The 16,577-nt window shown below is 48.4% G+C and carries 10 protein-coding genes; 7 read left to right on the top strand and 3 right to left on the bottom strand.

All coding sequences use genetic code 11. The features are described 5' to 3' along the window. Positions 1 to 470: 470 nt before the first annotated feature. Entirely contained in the window at positions 471 to 4,562 is a 4,092-nt protein-coding gene (locus NG833_RS11255; RefSeq protein WP_254565384.1) for a DUF2157 domain-containing protein, read from the top strand. Positions 4,563 to 5,553: 991 nt separating this feature from the next. Beyond that, the gene (locus tag NG833_RS11250; protein ID WP_254565383.1) at positions 5,554 to 6,933 is read left to right on the top strand and encodes a 1-acyl-sn-glycerol-3-phosphate acyltransferase; all 1,380 of its coding nucleotides are present in this window, start codon (positions 5,554 to 5,556) and stop codon (positions 6,931 to 6,933) included. Positions 6,934 to 7,062: 129 nt separating this feature from the next. On the opposite strand, the gene NG833_RS11245 is transcribed toward NG833_RS11250, so the two are convergent. Next, on the bottom strand, positions 7,063 to 7,296 hold the full coding sequence (locus NG833_RS11245) for a Nif11-like leader peptide family natural product precursor (RefSeq protein ID WP_254565382.1): 234 nt from the start codon (positions 7,294 to 7,296) through the stop codon (positions 7,063 to 7,065). A gap of 273 nt (positions 7,297 to 7,569) precedes the next feature. Between NG833_RS11245 and NG833_RS30825 the strand changes: the two genes are divergently transcribed. From NG833_RS30825 to NG833_RS11220, 5 genes are all read left to right on the top strand, one after another. Beyond that, complete coding sequence (locus NG833_RS30825) at positions 7,570 to 7,734, top strand: hypothetical protein (RefSeq protein ID WP_254565381.1); 165 nt, start codon at positions 7,570 to 7,572, stop codon at positions 7,732 to 7,734. A 4-nt stretch (positions 7,735 to 7,738) separates the two neighbouring features. After that, on the top strand, positions 7,739 to 8,974 hold the full coding sequence (locus tag NG833_RS11235) for a 1-deoxy-D-xylulose-5-phosphate reductoisomerase (protein WP_254565380.1): 1,236 nt from the start codon (positions 7,739 to 7,741) through the stop codon (positions 8,972 to 8,974). Positions 8,975 to 9,102: 128 nt separating this feature from the next. Next, on the top strand, positions 9,103 to 9,786 hold the full coding sequence (locus tag NG833_RS11230; protein WP_254565379.1) for a tetratricopeptide repeat protein: 684 nt from the start codon (positions 9,103 to 9,105) through the stop codon (positions 9,784 to 9,786). A gap of 20 nt (positions 9,787 to 9,806) precedes the next feature. After that, the gene (locus NG833_RS11225; protein ID WP_254565378.1) at positions 9,807 to 10,046 is read left to right on the top strand and encodes a hypothetical protein; all 240 of its coding nucleotides are present in this window, start codon (positions 9,807 to 9,809) and stop codon (positions 10,044 to 10,046) included. A 326-nt stretch (positions 10,047 to 10,372) separates the two neighbouring features. Next, on the top strand, positions 10,373 to 11,773 hold the full coding sequence (locus NG833_RS11220; RefSeq protein WP_254565377.1) for a hypothetical protein: 1,401 nt from the start codon (positions 10,373 to 10,375) through the stop codon (positions 11,771 to 11,773). A gap of 47 nt (positions 11,774 to 11,820) precedes the next feature. Here the strand turns inward: NG833_RS11220 and NG833_RS11215 are convergent, their stop codons facing one another. Beyond that, complete coding sequence (locus NG833_RS11215) at positions 11,821 to 13,551, bottom strand: YcjF family protein (RefSeq protein WP_254565376.1); 1,731 nt, start codon at positions 13,549 to 13,551, stop codon at positions 11,821 to 11,823. Positions 13,552 to 13,750: 199 nt separating this feature from the next. Next, complete coding sequence (locus tag NG833_RS11210; RefSeq protein ID WP_309143847.1) at positions 13,751 to 16,264, bottom strand: CHASE2 domain-containing protein; 2,514 nt, start codon at positions 16,262 to 16,264, stop codon at positions 13,751 to 13,753. Positions 16,265 to 16,577: the final 313 nt, after the last annotated feature.

Here is a 16,577-nt window from a genome sequence, read left to right as displayed (position 1 = left end):
CGCAATGCTTGCGCCCTCTTTTGGGCGCAAGCATTGCGCCCCTACATTGAGAAGGCTACTCCGTTGATCCGTTACTACGAACGAGGGTTGTTTGGAGATTTTATTTTTTGGAGTTCCCTACAGTGATTTTTTCAGTCGGTTTCAACCGACTGTAGGGGCGCTTCGCGAAGCGCCCCTACAGGCGGGGGTTTGAACCCCCGCCGGTTGTTGCTACCCGCCGGTTGTTGCTACCCGCCGGTTGTTGCTATCCGCCGGTTGTTGCTACCCGCCGGTTGTTGCTATCCGCCGGTTGTTGCTATCCGCCGGTTGTTGCTACTACGAACTAAGAGAACGACTGAAGTCGTTACTACGAACTTGGGAGGGGGCTGGGGGTGGGTGGGCTTGTGACAGTTTATGAAGTTGGCTCTGGGCGATCGCCTAATTGAGAAAAGATGGCGCATAATCTGGGTAAGCACTATGAGGGCCTACCCATGTCTGCTGACTCTGAGCTACCGATCGAACTTGAAGTAAAACTCCGACTGCGTGAACCCGGTCTCTTGGCAAAGCTCGATGCTTTAGTGAGTCTGGGTTTGCTCTCGGATGACCGGGTAAAAGTGTTGTGCCGAACCTATCTGAGCGAACCGTTGCCGGAACCCCAGGTGATTGCATCACCGATCGCGCAGAAGGTGGAGGAGAATGAGTGGGTTCCTGAACCTCTACTCCCTCCCGTATTATCTCCTGTCGCCGCAACTAAAACGGCGACTCCCGCTAAACCTCAATGGATACAGTCTCTGATGGCGGAACTGAGTGTTCGCTGGTTACTGTTTCTGGGGGTATTTATGGTGGTACTCTCCTCTGGGGTACTTGCTGCAACCCAGTGGGAGCGATTTCCCCCAGCAGGTCAGTATTTGGTCTTATTTGCCTATACTCTGATTTTTTGGGGAGTGAGTGTTTGGGCACAGCGCCAGTCTCAATTACGGCTGACGGCTCAAACTTTGCAATGGGTGAGTCTGTTGCTGCTGCCGGTGAATTTTTGGACGATGGATGGGTTTGGGTTGTGGCGATCGCCTTTGGGATGGGTGGCGATCGCCCTTGCTGCACCAGTCCTCAGTTTCATCGCTTGGCAGGTGCTTCCCCGGGTATTGGGTACCGATCGTCAATCCCGACGCACTCTGTTTCCCCTGGCGGTTTACCCTGTCTTGTGTTATCTCCATTGGGGATGGTCATTCCCGGGATTGGCAACGATCGCCGTTTATCTCGGCACGATCGCCACTGCTTTAGCTACCCTGTCTCCCGGAAAGAGAAAATCCGGTGTGAACTCCCAATCCCCCTCACCCTCGAATCTTCAGCCTGTTAAGATTCTCCTGTTCTCCTACGCTTTAGCCATTCTCTGTGGACGGGCAGTTTTTGGCATCGGAGTGCCGATCGCTGAGTTAGGATTGGCGATCGCCATTGGCGGTTGGATCATCTTGGAATCGGATCTCACAAAAGAACAGCCCAAAATTAGAGAACCCATACCCCCAGTTGTCCCCCAAGCGGAAGGGGATATTCTCCCGTGGGAAGTGACCGCTAGACCCCCTCAACTCTTCGGTTATCTGGGGGGATGGTTGATGTTTGCCGGTTGGTTAGTTTCTGTGGGAGAGCAACCTTGGCAGGCGATCGCCATTAGTGCTTTAGCCTTGTGGTGGTTGGGTCGTCGCCTCCCCCGATTTTTCCACTTGTTTGATACCATTGCAATTTTTACAATTACCTTACAAGGCTATTGGTTAATTCGCGATATTATTCCCCCAGCCGTTCGCACCAGCGCGATCGCCACCGGGGCGCAACTGGCTCAGGCACAACAGAGTCCCTGGGCATTGCTGGGCTTAACCTTCTTTCCCTATCTCCTCTTTGTCGTCTGGCTCACCGACTGGTTGTATCATCGCCCACTGGCTCAATTAGAGCAGGGTGCGAAAGTTTCAGCTAAAGCCGGGGATATTTGGGCCTTGGGATTTGGGGTCATTCTCACCCTGTTGAGTATCCCAGTCTCTTCCATGCGATCGCTGAATTTATTGGCTTCTACTCTCACTCTAGCCGTAGTGACCGATCGCCGGTTAAGCTGGCGAACCCACGGCCCCACTCCTGCTCGTCCCATCCGTCCCGGAGAGTTTGGACCGTTTGACTTTTTGGTTTATTTAAGTCATATTAGCGGATTGCTGGCCTTCTTGTCCTTTGTCCATTGGGGATTTCCTCAGTTACCCATCTTCCTTTGGGGGCTAATTTTACTCGCCCTCGCCCTCGCCGAATGGGCAGTCTCTCTCACTTTAGAATTAAAGCCAGATTTGGCTTTGAATCTGCGGATTGCGGCTTGGATTGAAAGTTGTTGGCCCGTTGGGTTAGGACTGGCTAGTTTAAGTTATGTCTTCTGGGTGGGAAATTATGATGGGTTATCCTATCTGGATGCCTCACATTGGGGACTTCTGTGGTTTGCGACTCCCTTGGCATTGACAGGCATCGCACATTTTTCCCCCGATCGCCGCCCGGTGGCAACGGGTTTGAGTATCACGACGTTAATTCTGGCCCAGTTTTTAGTATTCTTGACCCCGGCAACCTGGTTAGTGGGATTGGGAATTGCCACGGTGTTGATGGTGGTGAATACCCGGTTATGGCAACATACCGCTGTGGCAGCGATCGCCATTGGGTTTGGATTAGGTTTTGTGTTCCTGTTCTTAGACATGGGGGGATTGGGATTACCCTCTGTTGCTGGAGAGGGTTGGTTTGTTGTCTATGCGATCGCCCTGGCTGCTTTGTGCGGCAGTTATGCCGTGACGATACAGCGTTCCAGTTCCCTGGCTCAAGTTTATGCAAAAGCCTATCAAGGATGGGCGATCGCATTGGGAGGTTTGGCATTAACGGCGATTTCTGTTCATGCCTATAGTCTGTATTTCTGGGGATTTTTCTGGGGATCTATGAACTCCTCGGTGCCGATTTTAATCGCCACGATTTTAATCGCACTCACCCTCACCTATCGGATGTGGTTATCTCCAGCCGCTTGGACCTTTTATGCCTTGGGTTGGGCGGTTGAATTAATCGCAGCGGAAACCTTGATATTTTTCGGGCGATCGCTGATGAGTTTGGCGATCGCAAACCTGATTCTCGGACTGGTTGGTGCCTTGGTGGGTGAGTGGTGGATTCGTCGCACTGGTAGTCCTCTGCGCACCAGTTGGAAGGTAATTCCGTTAATTTATGGGCTGTTGGGACAGGCGTTACGGTGGGGAACAGTCACCAGTTGGAGTGGATTGACCACCTTGACATTGGTGGTAATTGCCTTAACTATTGGACGTCACAGCCGGGAAATGAAACCCCTGGTTTATTTAGCCTTAATTGGCATTTCTGTTTCGGCTTATGAGTTTCTCTATTATCAAATTGCGGGGTTACCGGACCCGGTTCAATTCATTGCGATTGCAACTTTGGGTGCGGCGATTGTGTATAACTATCGCTGGCTGGAACCTTGGTTAACGGATTACCTGAATTTGACGAAGCAGGAAGTGGAATTTTTTGCTCACACTCACTGGGGTTTAAGTAGTTTTGTCTGGTTGAGTGCGATTATCCTGTTTGCAGACAGTGCCACAGCAGTCAGTTCCCTGGGGTCGATTGACCTGATTGGGGTGGGAACTGGGGTATTTTTAACCAATTATGCCCTCCTCCAGGGTCGGTTTGCGGAATTCAAGGAGGGTGAAGATGATCCCCGCGATCGCCCCGAAGCGGTTAAAACTGCTGAAATTTGGGTGTATATCGGTATGGCTGAATCTGCTGCCGTTGGCTTTTATTTGTTTGGATATCTTCCCAGCAATTTACAGGAGATGTTGATCGGTTGGGGAGGTGCGATCGCCTGTGTTGGTGCGTACTTCTTAGATGTTTTCCCCTGGGATCAGTGGGGATGGCCCCTGAGACCCTGGCGGGTGATGGCGCGACTCCTCCCGGCATTGGCGATTATCACCACGGGACTCGGGTTGTTCGGGGACATCGATCAAGTCTGGTCAGTTTCTGCCCTGATCGTCGCGGCTTTTTATGTGTTCCTGAGTTTTTTCCATCGTCAAATTCGCTTGACTTATTGGAGTGCGATCCTAATCAATTGGGTGATTTTACGAGGGCTTTTGGAGGCATTCGTCACTGAACCGATCGCCTATATGATTCCCATTGCTGCTGGTATCTTATACTTTGCCCAGGTTGAACCGACCCTCCAACCCGGCGATCGCAAAGAACTCCGGCACTGGATTCGGATATTGGCGATCGGTAGTATCAGCTTTACCTCCTTAATCACCAATCACTGGCTGATTGCAGGCATCGTCAGTTTATTGATGGGAGTGGCTGGATTAACCTTGAGAATCCGCGCCTTTCTCTATGTAGGAACCGTTACCTTTTTACTCAATGCCATCTATCAACTGATTATTCTCAACTCCCTGTATCCATTTCTGCGATGGGTAATTGGATTATTGGTGGGAATTGGCTGTATTTGGATTGCTGCAACGGTGGAAACTCGTCGAGAACAATTGGTGACGATTCTCCAAAATTGGCGAGTGGAGTTAGACTCTTGGGATTAATCCTAAATCCGGTACTCTTCGCCAAAAACCCGCACCCGTCAACGGTGGGGCGTTTGCGGACAAAGCCCGCCTGCGCGGGCTAATCTAATAGAGCAATTTAGGACTGCTATAGGAGTGCGAGCATCTTGCTCGCTATTAAGACAAGCGAGCAAGATGCTCACACTCCTAAGACTTGGTGTATTAATTTGTAGGGGCGCAATGCGCAGGCCCCTGGGGCGCTTCGAGAAGCGCCCCTACAGGAAATAACGATTTGTCATCAAATTTACCTCTTGGACAGGCGCTTCTCGAAGCGCCCCTACATGAAACAATGATTTGTCATCATTAAATTTACCTCTTGGACAGGCGCTTCTCGAAGCGCCCCTACATGAAACAATGATTTGTCATCATTAAATTTACCTCTTGGACAGGCGCTTCTCGAAGCGCCCCTACATGAAATAATGATTTGTCATCAAATTTACCTCTTGGACAGGCGCTTCTCGAAGCGCCCCTACATGAAACAATGATTTTTCGTCATCATTAAATTTACCTCTTGGACAGGCGCTTCTCGAAGCGCCCCTACATGAAACAATGATTTTTCGTCATCATTAAATTTACCTCTTGGACAGGCGCTTCTCGAAGCGCCCCTACATGAAACAATGATTTTTCGTCATCAAATTTACCTCTTGGACAGGCGCTTCTCGAAGCGCCCCTACATGAAACAATGATTTTTCGTCATCATTAAATTTACCTCTTGGACAGGCGCTTCTCGAAGCGCCCCTACATGAAACAATGATTTTTCGTCATTAAATTTATCACCTTGACAGTCTAGCCAAAAACCCGCACCCTCAAGGGTGGGGCTATACGGACAAAGCCCGCCTGCGCGGGCTAATCTAATAAAGCAATTGTAGAGTGGGAAAAAGCCCACCTTACTGTGAAGAGTTGGGAAAAAGTCCACCCTACAATTGCTAAACTACTCTTTTGCTTGTAATAATTGTTGATTGCTTCTAAACTCATGATTAAATCCATTGATGGCGCTCACCCCCCTTTAGAATTTATTCCCCCGAATTTTAATCCTTTGATGTTGCAGTTAGCGAAATTTGTGATGCCCTGGTGGAGAAAATTTCGCACCCCAATTACCCAGATTAACACAGAAAATGTTGAGCAGTTGGTGGAACTGTATCAGCAGTTTCAAGGGGAAAAAGTTCGCTTTTTGATGGCTTTTCGCCATCCGAGTACCTACGACCCTTTTCCCATTTCTCACTTAATTTGGCAGGCAGTTCCCCAAGTGGCGCAGTCTAAAAATATTGCGATCGCTTCTCCGGTGCATTTTCATTTTATGTACGATCGCGGCATTCCGTTATGGGCGGGACAATGGTTGGAATCTCTCTTACCCAAACTGGGAGGAACTCCGATTGTCCGGGGAAAAATCGACCGGCAGGGGTTGCGATCGGCGCGGGAACTGTTTGCGAAAGGTCAATTTCCTCTCGCGGCTTCTCCGGAAGGGGGCACCAATGGACATAATGAAATTATTAGTCCGTTGGAACCGGGAATTGCTCAGTTGGCATTCTGGTGCATGGAGGATTTACAAAAGGAAAATCGCAGTCAGCGCGTGGCAATTCTCCCGATTGGAATTCGCTACAAATATGACAAAGAAGACTGGGATGCGGTGGCGGAATTACTGACTCAAATGGAGTTGGATTGTGGGTTGTCTCCTCTTTCTGGAGAAATGGGACAAGAAGAGGTTTCCTCGGCTTCTCTCCCATCACTTTACCCGCGTTTAATTCGATTGGGACAACATTTATTGTCGTTAATGGAGGATTTTTATCGCCGGTTTTATCATCGAACTTTATCCGATATTCCCGGAGAAACGCATGATTTAACCACTCGATTGCCTGCATTGCTGGATATGGCATTACAGGTGGCTGAGGAGTATTTTAAACTGCCGTCTAAGGGAACGGTAATTGACCGATGCCGACGCTTAGAACAAGCGGGATGGGACCGGATTTATCGAGAAGATATTGAGGATATTGAGGCGTTGTCTCCCTTGGAACGAGGATTGGCCGATCGCGTGGCGGAAGAAGCCAATTTGCGAATGTGGCACATGAGATTGGTGGAATGTTTCGTGGCGGTGACGGGACAGTATGTGCGAGAAAAACCCACCTTTGAACGGTTTGCAGAGACGACGTTGTTGGTGTGGGATACCATTGCGCGGATTAAGGGAGAACGTCCCGCTTCTCGTCCGGAATTAGGGAAGCAGTCGGTTCAGTTAACCATCGCTGAACCGATTTGGGTGAGCGATCGCTGGGATTCCTACAAAAGCAGTCGGCGATCGGCGATCGCTGATTTAACCCAAGACTTGCGATCGGCTTTAGAACAAACCATTGCCGGTTGAGGCGGTGGATAAACCCCTAATAGCCTGTAGGGGCGCTTCTATGAGCGCCCCTACAATTGCTTTAGCCCGCGCAGGCACCGCTTCGTCTGTATAGCCCCACCCTTGAGGGTGTGAGTTTTTTGGAAAACCTTACCGGCGAAGCAGGTGTTCCCGAGGCGCAATGCCGGGATTGATCATACGGGATAACTCTTCTTCGGATAATTGGCTGATTTCATGATTCAATTCTTCATCGCTAAAGCTATAGCCTCGTTCTTGAGCTAATTTTTTGATAGCTGCTGGATTTTTAGCCGCTTGCATTTGTTGTTGAAGTGCTAAATCTTCTTTAACTGCTTTGAACAGGGCTGCTGCATTTTTCTGAGTCATAAATCTAAACTCCTGGTTAATCAAGTTTTAAAAAGTTGCCGCCCAGGGGAGCATCTATCCCCACAATTGATGCACAATTGATCGGGGGTAAAAGAGGGTAGAAAACACCCATACTCTTAAACTAGGTATCTTTGCCCTCTTGACTTAGGATGTCGGCTGAACGACTGATGTAGTGACAGCATAAACGATTTGAACTAAAAATTCATGATTCCTTGACAAAAATTAAAGATTTTCGAGAGAATTTAACATAACTTAAATATTGGCTGTGATAAAATGCAAAATTTCTGGAAACCTATCACCGAATTTCAACTCATCCTGAGCAAAACTGCCGATCGACTCCCCGGGTCCCTCGGGAATTGGTGGGAAAACGGGGATCAACTCTGTGAAGAGGGAGACCAAAGAATTTATAGTGGAGGGGCAGAAAATCATAAAAATTAAGATTGTGAAAGCGATTACTCTCCTCGGATCCACTGGTTCAATCGGGACTCAGACCTTAGATATTGTGGAACACCACCCCGATCGGTTTCGGATTGTGGGGTTAGCGGCGCGGGGGAATGTGGAACTGTTGGCGCAACAAATTCGCCAATTTCGCCCGGAAATCGTCGCCCTCTGTATAGAAGATAAGCTGCCGGAACTACGCGCGGCGATCGCAGATTTGGACCCGCAACCGATCCTCCTGGCGGGAGAACAGGGTGTGGTGGAAGTGGCGCGTTATGGCGATGCGGAAGCGGTTGTCACAGGAATTGTCGGTTGTGCGGGTTTGCTTCCCACCATTGCGGCGATCGAAGCGGGTAAAGATATCGCTTTGGCAAACAAGGAAACCTTGATTGCCGGGGGACCTGTGGTCAATCCCCTGATTGAGAAGCATGGAGTGAAGTTACTCCCGGCAGACTCGGAACATTCGGCAATCTTTCAATGTTTGCAAGGGGTCCCGCCTGGGGGGTTGCGTCGGATTATTTTGACCGCTTCCGGGGGGGCCTTCCGCGATTGGCCGGTGGAGAAATTAGCCACCGTGAAAGTGGCGGATGCACTGAAGCATCCCAACTGGTCAATGGGTCGGAAAATTACCGTTGATTCAGCGACTTTGATGAATAAAGGATTAGAAGTCATTGAGGCGCATTACTTATTTGGAATGGATTATGATGATATTGATATTGTGATTCATCCTCAGAGTATTATTCACTCTTTAATTGAGTTACAAGATACTTCGGTTTTAGCCCAATTGGGTTGGCCGGATATGCGTCTGCCATTGCTTTATGCCTTGTCTTGGCCGGAGCGAATTTATACGGATTGGGAACGATTAGATTTAGTGAAAGCGGGAGATTTGACCTTCCGATCGCCCGATCATCAGAAGTATCCCTGTATGCAATTGGCTTATGCTGCGGGTCGCGCCGGGGGTTCTATGCCTGCGGTTTTAAATGCAGCCAATGAGCAGGCGGTTGAGTTATTTTTAGAGGAGAAAATTGAGTTTTTGGAGATTCCTCGGGTGATTGAACGGGTCTGCGATCGCCATCAGGCGGATAACTGTGCCGAACCCGGTTTAGAGGAGATTCTAGCTGCCGATCGCTGGGCGAGACAAGCCGTTTTAGAGGCAAGTGCTACCCTGAAAGCTGAGGCTAAATCCTTCACCAGTGGGGTCAAGCCATTGGGAAGTGCGACTCCAGCAACCGCTGGATAGTCCAGTTTTCACCGGAAAAGCCCCACCCGTTCTGGGTGAGGGCTTGATTTTCAATCCGGTAAAGGATAAAAGAGCGAGTAAACTTATAACTTATGCCTAGCCATTTTTTTCTGGAATCCAAGTAAGCCATGAAGAATCTTTATCCGAACATTGCTCTGTTAGGACTCCTCGCGGTTTTAGGGGGAATTTCTCCGGTTTTGGGGACAACGGTATCCCCAGGAGTAATCGCCCAAAATAATGCTCAGAATTGGCTGACTTCCGCACAGCAAAAAGCCAGTCAGGGGGATTTGCAGGGGGCGCTTCAGGATTATGCTCAGGCGATCGCCCTGAACCCCAATAGTGCGGAAGCCTATATTAGTCGGGGGAATTTGCTGTCACGGACTGGGGATCAAGCCGCTGCGATCGCCGATTATACCCAAGTGTTACGGTTAAATGGGAACAACATTGATGCCTATATTGGGCGCGCCAGCGCCCATTCGATGATGCAAAATTATGATGCAGCCCTGGAGGATTATAATGCTGCATTACGGCTGAATTCCAATTATGGTGAGGCTTATATTGGTCGCGGTGGGGTCTATGCTTTCCGGGAAGAGTATAAAAAGGCAATGGATGATTTTAATCAAGCCTTGCGTCTGAATCCCGCTGAAGCGGCTGCTTATTATAATCGCGGTGGTGTCCAGTTATTGCAGGGCAAAAACCGAGAGGCGATCGCTGATTTTCAACAGGCGGCAGAACTGTTTCGCGCTCAAGGTAACATGGCTTTAGCCCAGCGTTCAGAAGCTATTGCTAATCAAATTCAACAAGGTAATTAACCTATCCGAGTTTTCAGTTAATGTCAATTGATTTACTGATTATTATTGCGGCAATCGTTGTTTCTTGGCTCATTTTTACTTGGCTGGTCACCGTCCTCAAAGCCACGGTCAAAACCGCGATTTTGATGGCCTTGTTAGTGTTAGGATTGCAGCTCATTTTTGGCATTGGCATGACTGATTTATGGAGTCCGGTTCAAGGCTTTTTATCTCAAACCTGGGAAAAAGGGGAAGAACTGTTAGCCCCATTCTTCGGAAAATAACATTTCGGGGGTTTACACCCTCAGCCGGTTCTCCGGTTGAGGGGGATAATCAGGGGGTGGTATGAATGACCACTGCACCATTTCAGTGATTCCCTCTCCCGCTGATTTCTACAGGGTAAGATCCAGAGATTGACGAGAGTCACTTCCGGGCAAAGCCTCGGTTTACCGCGCATTTGTAGATGCTCCGGTTCAACTCTCACGGTCAGGGTAACATCATTTAACTCCCTTTGTGGGTCCATTCCATCTCATTCAGGGCAAGCATCTACAGGTCATCCTATCTGACTCATTCCAGGTTTAATTCTCCCTTATTGACGCATTTAATTGTTATGATTAATTTAGTTTGTCCTACCCTCAATCTATTTGTTTATCATCTCCAGGAAGAATGGGTTAGGGATGCAACTCACCCTGAATATTCCGGTTTAAGTATTTTAGAACAATTTACCCAAACCCTAGGGCAGTATTGTGGCGATCGCAGCCGTCTATCTCAGCCCAACCCCATTGATTTTTTAGAAGTAACCCATTTCGATAAATCCGCCGTTGAATTTGAGGGTAAACTCAACACAGAAAACCGGATTAATGGCTCAGTTTGTCAATTTGCCCTCGATGAAAATTATGGATTGACGTTGAATCTATCCGTCGATGGCAAGTTTATTGGCCCTGAATTAGTCCAATGCCTGGATGTGATGTTGACCTTGATTCCAGAATTAGATAACCTACCGGGTAAATTAGGACAAACTTTGATGGTATCCGGTTGGGTAGAAAATCCGGAGAAGGACGAACGCGAGATTCTCGCCAATGATGTTTACAAAGCCTTAATCAACAAAGGATGGCAATATCAAGAAAAAGGTCAATTTTTAGGAGGGACAGTCTTTGAGTTTTGGCGTTCTTCCCCCCAACGTTGGGAAAAAATGGAAGCCGCGAGTCATCTGGTCCTGATTCTATATCCCAATCAAAAAGCAATGGAAACTGGGGCTGAATTCCATCAGGATTGGAAAGCGTTATTTTGCTACCGGAATAAAATCCTCTGGGCTTACGGTCAAAGTCGGGAATTGAAAGAACAAATGGTTGCGGAATTTAATGAAATGTCCGCTTCGATTAAAGAATTATATAATTTAGAGTTCTCTGAACTGAAGTTGGCTTTGCAAAATAATTCATTAGCGTTATCAAATTTTATTAAAAATATTAATAGCATTGAAGTGAGGCAGCATGAAATAGACCTAAATTTACATCAATATGAAAAATCCGTTCAATCCATTGCTAAAAAAGCCGGAACTGTGTTTCAAGTGAGTAATGATTTTAAATTTTTACAAGAGTTTAGTGCCATTGTTAAGGCTAAGTATCAAAAGCAAATTGAACAAGATTATGCCAGTTTGCGTCCGTATTTGAATATCCTAGAAAATCTTCGGGGAACAATTACCTCCATTGTGGAGATTTCCCAAGCACAAAGCGATCGCCATTTCCAAACCTTTGCTTGTCTCGCCGGGACCGGAATCGGGACTGCTGCGGTTGTCGCTTCCTCCTCCCCCGCTTGGGTGATTCCCCTCAAAGAATCCCCGACGATCGCCGCGACGCTGAATCAGTTAAAAGTCCCGGAACCCTGGACCAATTTTAGCCTCGCTTTGTCCTTGAGTGCGATCGCCGGGTTGCTGGGATGTCTCGTAGCATCGGTTTTCATCGCTTGGTTATGTCCAAAACGCCTCTGGAATAAAAGCGATCGCCTGCGGTGAGTCTCGCTGATTCCTGTCATTTCATCACTCATCCACCCAACCGGCATTTACCAATCATCCCGTCGGCGGCGATCGACTTGCCAATCATCCTCGGGTTCATCTCCTAAATAACGAACCAATGGTGCTCGTTCTGGATACTCTTCCCGATCGCGAGTGACGGGTATTTTATCATAATCCCGGTCATAATCCCGGTCATAATCCCGGTCATAATCGGGTTCATACCCTTCTGGAACATCATCGTAATAATCATCCTCCTCGGACTCAAATGCCTCTTTCAACGGATCAACCACTCGGGCGATCGCATCTTTGACAAAAACCTTGACAAACTCCTCCTTTTTCGTCAATTGAAATTGTCGCTGCACCACTTCCGTGATTCCCCCATCCCCCCAATCTTGGTCATGGCGGAAATATTCAATAAAACTTTTTCCAGCAATTCGGGTTAAATAAGCTGCCGTTACCCCTTGAATCGCTTTCCCCACCACAAAGGTTCCTAAATTTAACTGTAACGCTGCCGTGACTAACTTAATCGCCCCTTCCACAATCCCTAAACTCGCCAGAGTTTTGCCCAAAGACAAGGCTAATTCCCGTCCGCGATCCAGATTAATTTCACAGCCATAAATTTTGCCAATTTCTACCACCATTTGAGCATTAACAGCAGCCGTGGCGAGGACATCAATCACCGGGACCGGAGTACAAGCAATCACCCCTGCGCCAATCCATTGAAAGCGATCGACCACTTTTTCCGCTTGGCGACGCCGCTGGGAATCAATTAAGCGGCGCGCTTCTTCCCCAAGGCGTTGGGATTGTAATAAAATATTATCTGCAACTAAATCCTCCCCTTCTGCCCGCAAAATTGCTGCCATCCGCCGAATTAAGGGCATGATATCCGGGTCCGCTTGGAAAACCCCCCCATTATCTAAAGGAACCGCTTTAGGATTCGCCGCGATCGCCACCACATCCATTGCGGAAATAAATCCGGTGACTCGTTCCCGGAGTTTGGCTAAAATATATTCTCGTTCTTCGTCGGGATAGAGGTCAATTTTATTTAAAACCACAATGGACCGTTTGCCAATTTGGGCTAAAACTTCCAAGGGTTGATGTTCCGATCGCGTTAAATCATTATCAACCACGAATAATAATAAATCCGCTTCCGTTGCCAGCGATCGGGCCAATTTTTCCCGTTCCGTTCCGGCGACTCCTGCCTCTAAAATTCCCGGAGTATCCGTAATCACAATTTCCCGTTCCAGTCCTTGCAGTTGCAACCGATAGGTTTCTCCCACCTCCGTTGTTCCCATCGGTGCATCCACTCGTCCCACCATCCGTCCTAACAGAGCGTTAATCAGAGAGGTTTTACCCGCAGATCCCGTCCCGAAAATCACCACCTGAATGTTTCCTCGGGAGAGATTTTGTTCTAATTCGCGCGATCGCTGCAATAATGCTTTTTTGGTGACTTCATCTTGGATGCGATCGACCTGTTGACGGACCACCCGCAGGGTTTGTCCTGCGGCATCGGACTTGCGTTCCGGAATTTTGATCCGACGTTTTCCCCGACCCCGACGGGACGAAGAACCTCCGGCAAACAGTTGCAGATAGTAAATAAATGCCCCAATCAGGACGATCAGCAGGGCGATCACCAGCAACAGCAGCAAGGTTGCCAGCATCGGGGCGGTAAAGCTAATCTGCACATAAAGCTGGTAAATAGAGCTCACCAGCCAGAGGACCATCCCCAAAATGAGGATGATTCCGGCGAATAGGGGTAACAGACGAGTTAAACGCATGGGAGTGGGTGATGGGATGGAGTCTGCTTTGATCTTAATGCGTGGCTTGGTGGATGTGGCGGCAAGGGGAGAACCCAGAGGGCGATCGCGCCTGGGTATTGGGGCGGGATAGTAGGACTAGAAACCGGGTTTTTATGCAGAATCTTGGGCAAGAAAGCCGGGTTCTAACCGTTATGGCACTGGGCTGTTGAGGGCAGGATTAGGAGTGATTCTCAGAGTGTTCAGGGTTATCCAAGAGACTTTCGGCCTCTTTTTGGTGACAGCGATCGAGGTAAATTTGGGCGACGGTATCTCCGGGGTAAAGATTCAGACAGCGTTCAAATAGAACTTGTGCTTCTTTAAAATTATTCAAATAAAAAAATAAAATCCCTTGTTCAAAGTCGGCTCGGGTGGTTAATTTCCCTTCGCGAACCTCTGGCAAGTCGGCATCAAAGACTTCGTAGACGGTGACTTCTTGGGATTTGCCTTTGACCGTGACCCGATCGATCAGGCGAATGTGATAATCATTGGGATTTTCTAAGTTAATAAAGGTTTCTTGGGTAATTAATAAGGAAACTCCATAGGATTTTGTGAGGGTTTCAATGCGGGAAGCTAAATTGACTGCATCTCCAATGACTGTGCCATCAATGCGGTTTTGACCGCCTACGGTTCCTAGCATTAAGGAGCCGGTATTGATGCCAATTCCTATTTTAATTTGAGGTCGTCCGGGGCGGCCTCGGGTGGTGTTATATTCGGCTAGTTTTTCTAACATGGAAATTCCAGCTTTGACGGCATTATCCGGTTCTCCGCCAAATAAGGCCATAATCGCATCGCCAATATATTTATCAATAAAACCATTGTTTTCAATAATGGCGGGTTCGAGGCGGGAAAGGACTCCATTAATAAATTTAAAGTTTTCATCGGGAGTCATGCTCTCGGAGAGGGTGGTAAAGTTGCGAATATCGGAAAATAACACCGACATTTCTTGTTGGACGGCATCCCCGACTTTGACTTCCACAAGGCTTTCATAGCCGAGGAAGGAGAGGAATTGATTGGGGACAAAGCGTTCAGCAACTGCGGTTAATCGTTCTTCGGCGTCTAAAGAGCGTTCTAAATCTTCGTTGAGTTCACAGAGTTTTTGAACGAAGGCTTGCCGTTCGGATTCGGCTTGTTTGCGATCGCTAATATTTTGAAAGGCAACAATGGCAAAGGCGACATTACCTTCTTCGTCATAAATCGGGGTTCCCCATGCTTCAATGGGAATGATTTGATCCCCTTGACGGATTTCGATATCATTGGCTGTGGCATACTCCCCTTTTAAGGCGCGACTCACGGGTAAGTTGGCTAGGGGATAGAGGTGATCCGTCCCAGCCAGATAGTTTTGATAGGGCGGTTGTTTGCCATTCGTGGGCTCCGAGGTGTTGGGTTTGATTCCTAAGATTTCTGTGGCTTTATGATTGATAAAATAGGAGTGGCCTCGGGCATCGACAATGGAAATTCCCACAGGCACTGCTTCTAAAAATTCGGTGAGTTTACGATCGCGATCGCGTAGCATTTTGCGACTGTGATAGTCGGTGACAACAATGGCCGACCCCACTAAGGCGACGAGGGGCGTAACAACGGGAATCCACCAACTGTACAAAAAAGCCACGAATCCAATGGCGATCGTGCTCAATCCTCCCAACATAACATTCAGGAGCAGCAGGGAGGGCCAGAATCTTTTTTGTTCAGCTACACTACTCGATCGCCACCGCCATGAGATCGCGGCACCGACCCCGGACCACACCATAATCCACAACACCTCGACCCCATTCGACCACACCTCTAAAAAGGGTCGTCCTTCTAAGGCTGCACTGAGCATCTGAGAGAGGGTGTTGGCATGGACCACAATTCCCGGGGTCCGTTCTGAGTTGATTAACAGATTGCGATCGCGCTGAAACCCGCTGATATAAGGGGTAAAGAAAAAATCATTCAGGCTGGGGGCGATCGCCCCAATCAGCACAATGCGATCGCGCATCAGATCCGGTGGAATTCGGTTTTCTAAAACATCCGTCATGGAAATCTGTCCGAACTTTTCCAGTGGCCCTCGGTAATTCAGCAACATCTGATACCCTCCGGCATTGGCGCGAACATACCCCCCATCACTGCCACTAAAGGGGACAAATAGGGCTTTTCCCAATCTCAGATGCATCTGCTCTGGATCGATCAGTTCTAAGTGGATGTCTTGTTGTTCCAAATAGATTAAGCTCAAGAGCGCGGGAAAACTCAGCTGGGTTTCGTCCTGTGTATTTTTGTGAGACAACAAAGTTCGGCGGATTTTGCCATCTTCATCCAAGACTACATCGGCAATCCCCACCTGCTCTAAGTTCTTTAAGGTGGGTTGCGCGGCCACCGGGGCACCAATGACTTTTTCTACCCCAATCAGATTATCCGTGGACTCTATCACCTGCACCAGTTCTTGATGTCCTGGCTCCACAGGAAGATCTCGATACAGATCCAAACCAATGGCGGCGGGTTGTTGTTCTTTGATGGTTTGAATTAATTGGGCTAACTGGCGATCGGGCATAGGCCATTGTCCCACGTGGCGGATGTCGGACTCATCAATGGTGACGATGACAATCCGGTCCTCTGCTGCTTCTTTTGGACGCCACCGAAAAAAGCGATCGAGCATTCCCAACTCCTGAGTCTCCAGCCATCCGAGGGAGTTGATTGCGATCGCAATCCCGGCTACCACCGGTGCCGTAACCAATGGAACACGCCATTGCCATACTTTTCGTTTTAAGCTCACTCTGAGCTTCTGGCACATAGATTTCGCTGAACCCAGAATTGATTTCGATCGCCAACAGAAAATCGGTCTTGATATCTAGGTATCATGCCCCAGCTTCTCCCCCACTTTCCATTTTAAGGATAACCCAAGGTTTTCACTGTCCTGATTTATCTCTATCTTCTAGTCTCTTTCCCGGTTCCCCGAATTGCGGTATTCCTGAGGATCAAATCGGTTCAGGAATGAATGGCCGATGGGTGAAATTCTCCGGTCCGATCTGAAC

Origin of the sequence: Oscillatoria sp. HE19RPO, assembly GCF_024220515.1 — a bacterium.
Classification (GTDB): domain Bacteria; phylum Cyanobacteriota; class Cyanobacteriia; order Cyanobacteriales; family Laspinemataceae; genus Laspinema.
This window is presented reverse-complemented; position numbering and strand designations above follow the sequence as displayed.

Excerpts from the sequence above, each read along its gene's own strand:
- NG833_RS11255 (WP_254565384.1), top strand. The coding sequence starts at position 471 with ATGTCTGCTGACTCTGAGCTACCGATCGAACTTGAAGTAAAACTCCGA.
- NG833_RS11250 (WP_254565383.1), top strand. The coding sequence starts at position 5,554 with ATGATTAAATCCATTGATGGCGCTCACCCCCCTTTAGAATTTATTCCC.
- NG833_RS11245 (WP_254565382.1), bottom strand. The coding sequence starts at position 7,296 with ATGACTCAGAAAAATGCAGCAGCCCTGTTCAAAGCAGTTAAAGAAGAT.
- NG833_RS30825 (WP_254565381.1), top strand. The coding sequence starts at position 7,570 with ATGCAAAATTTCTGGAAACCTATCACCGAATTTCAACTCATCCTGAGC.
- NG833_RS11230 (WP_254565379.1), top strand. The coding sequence starts at position 9,103 with ATGAAGAATCTTTATCCGAACATTGCTCTGTTAGGACTCCTCGCGGTT.
- NG833_RS11225 (WP_254565378.1), top strand. The coding sequence starts at position 9,807 with ATGTCAATTGATTTACTGATTATTATTGCGGCAATCGTTGTTTCTTGG.
- NG833_RS11220 (WP_254565377.1), top strand. The coding sequence starts at position 10,373 with ATGATTAATTTAGTTTGTCCTACCCTCAATCTATTTGTTTATCATCTC.
- NG833_RS11215 (WP_254565376.1), bottom strand. The coding sequence starts at position 13,551 with ATGCGTTTAACTCGTCTGTTACCCCTATTCGCCGGAATCATCCTCATT.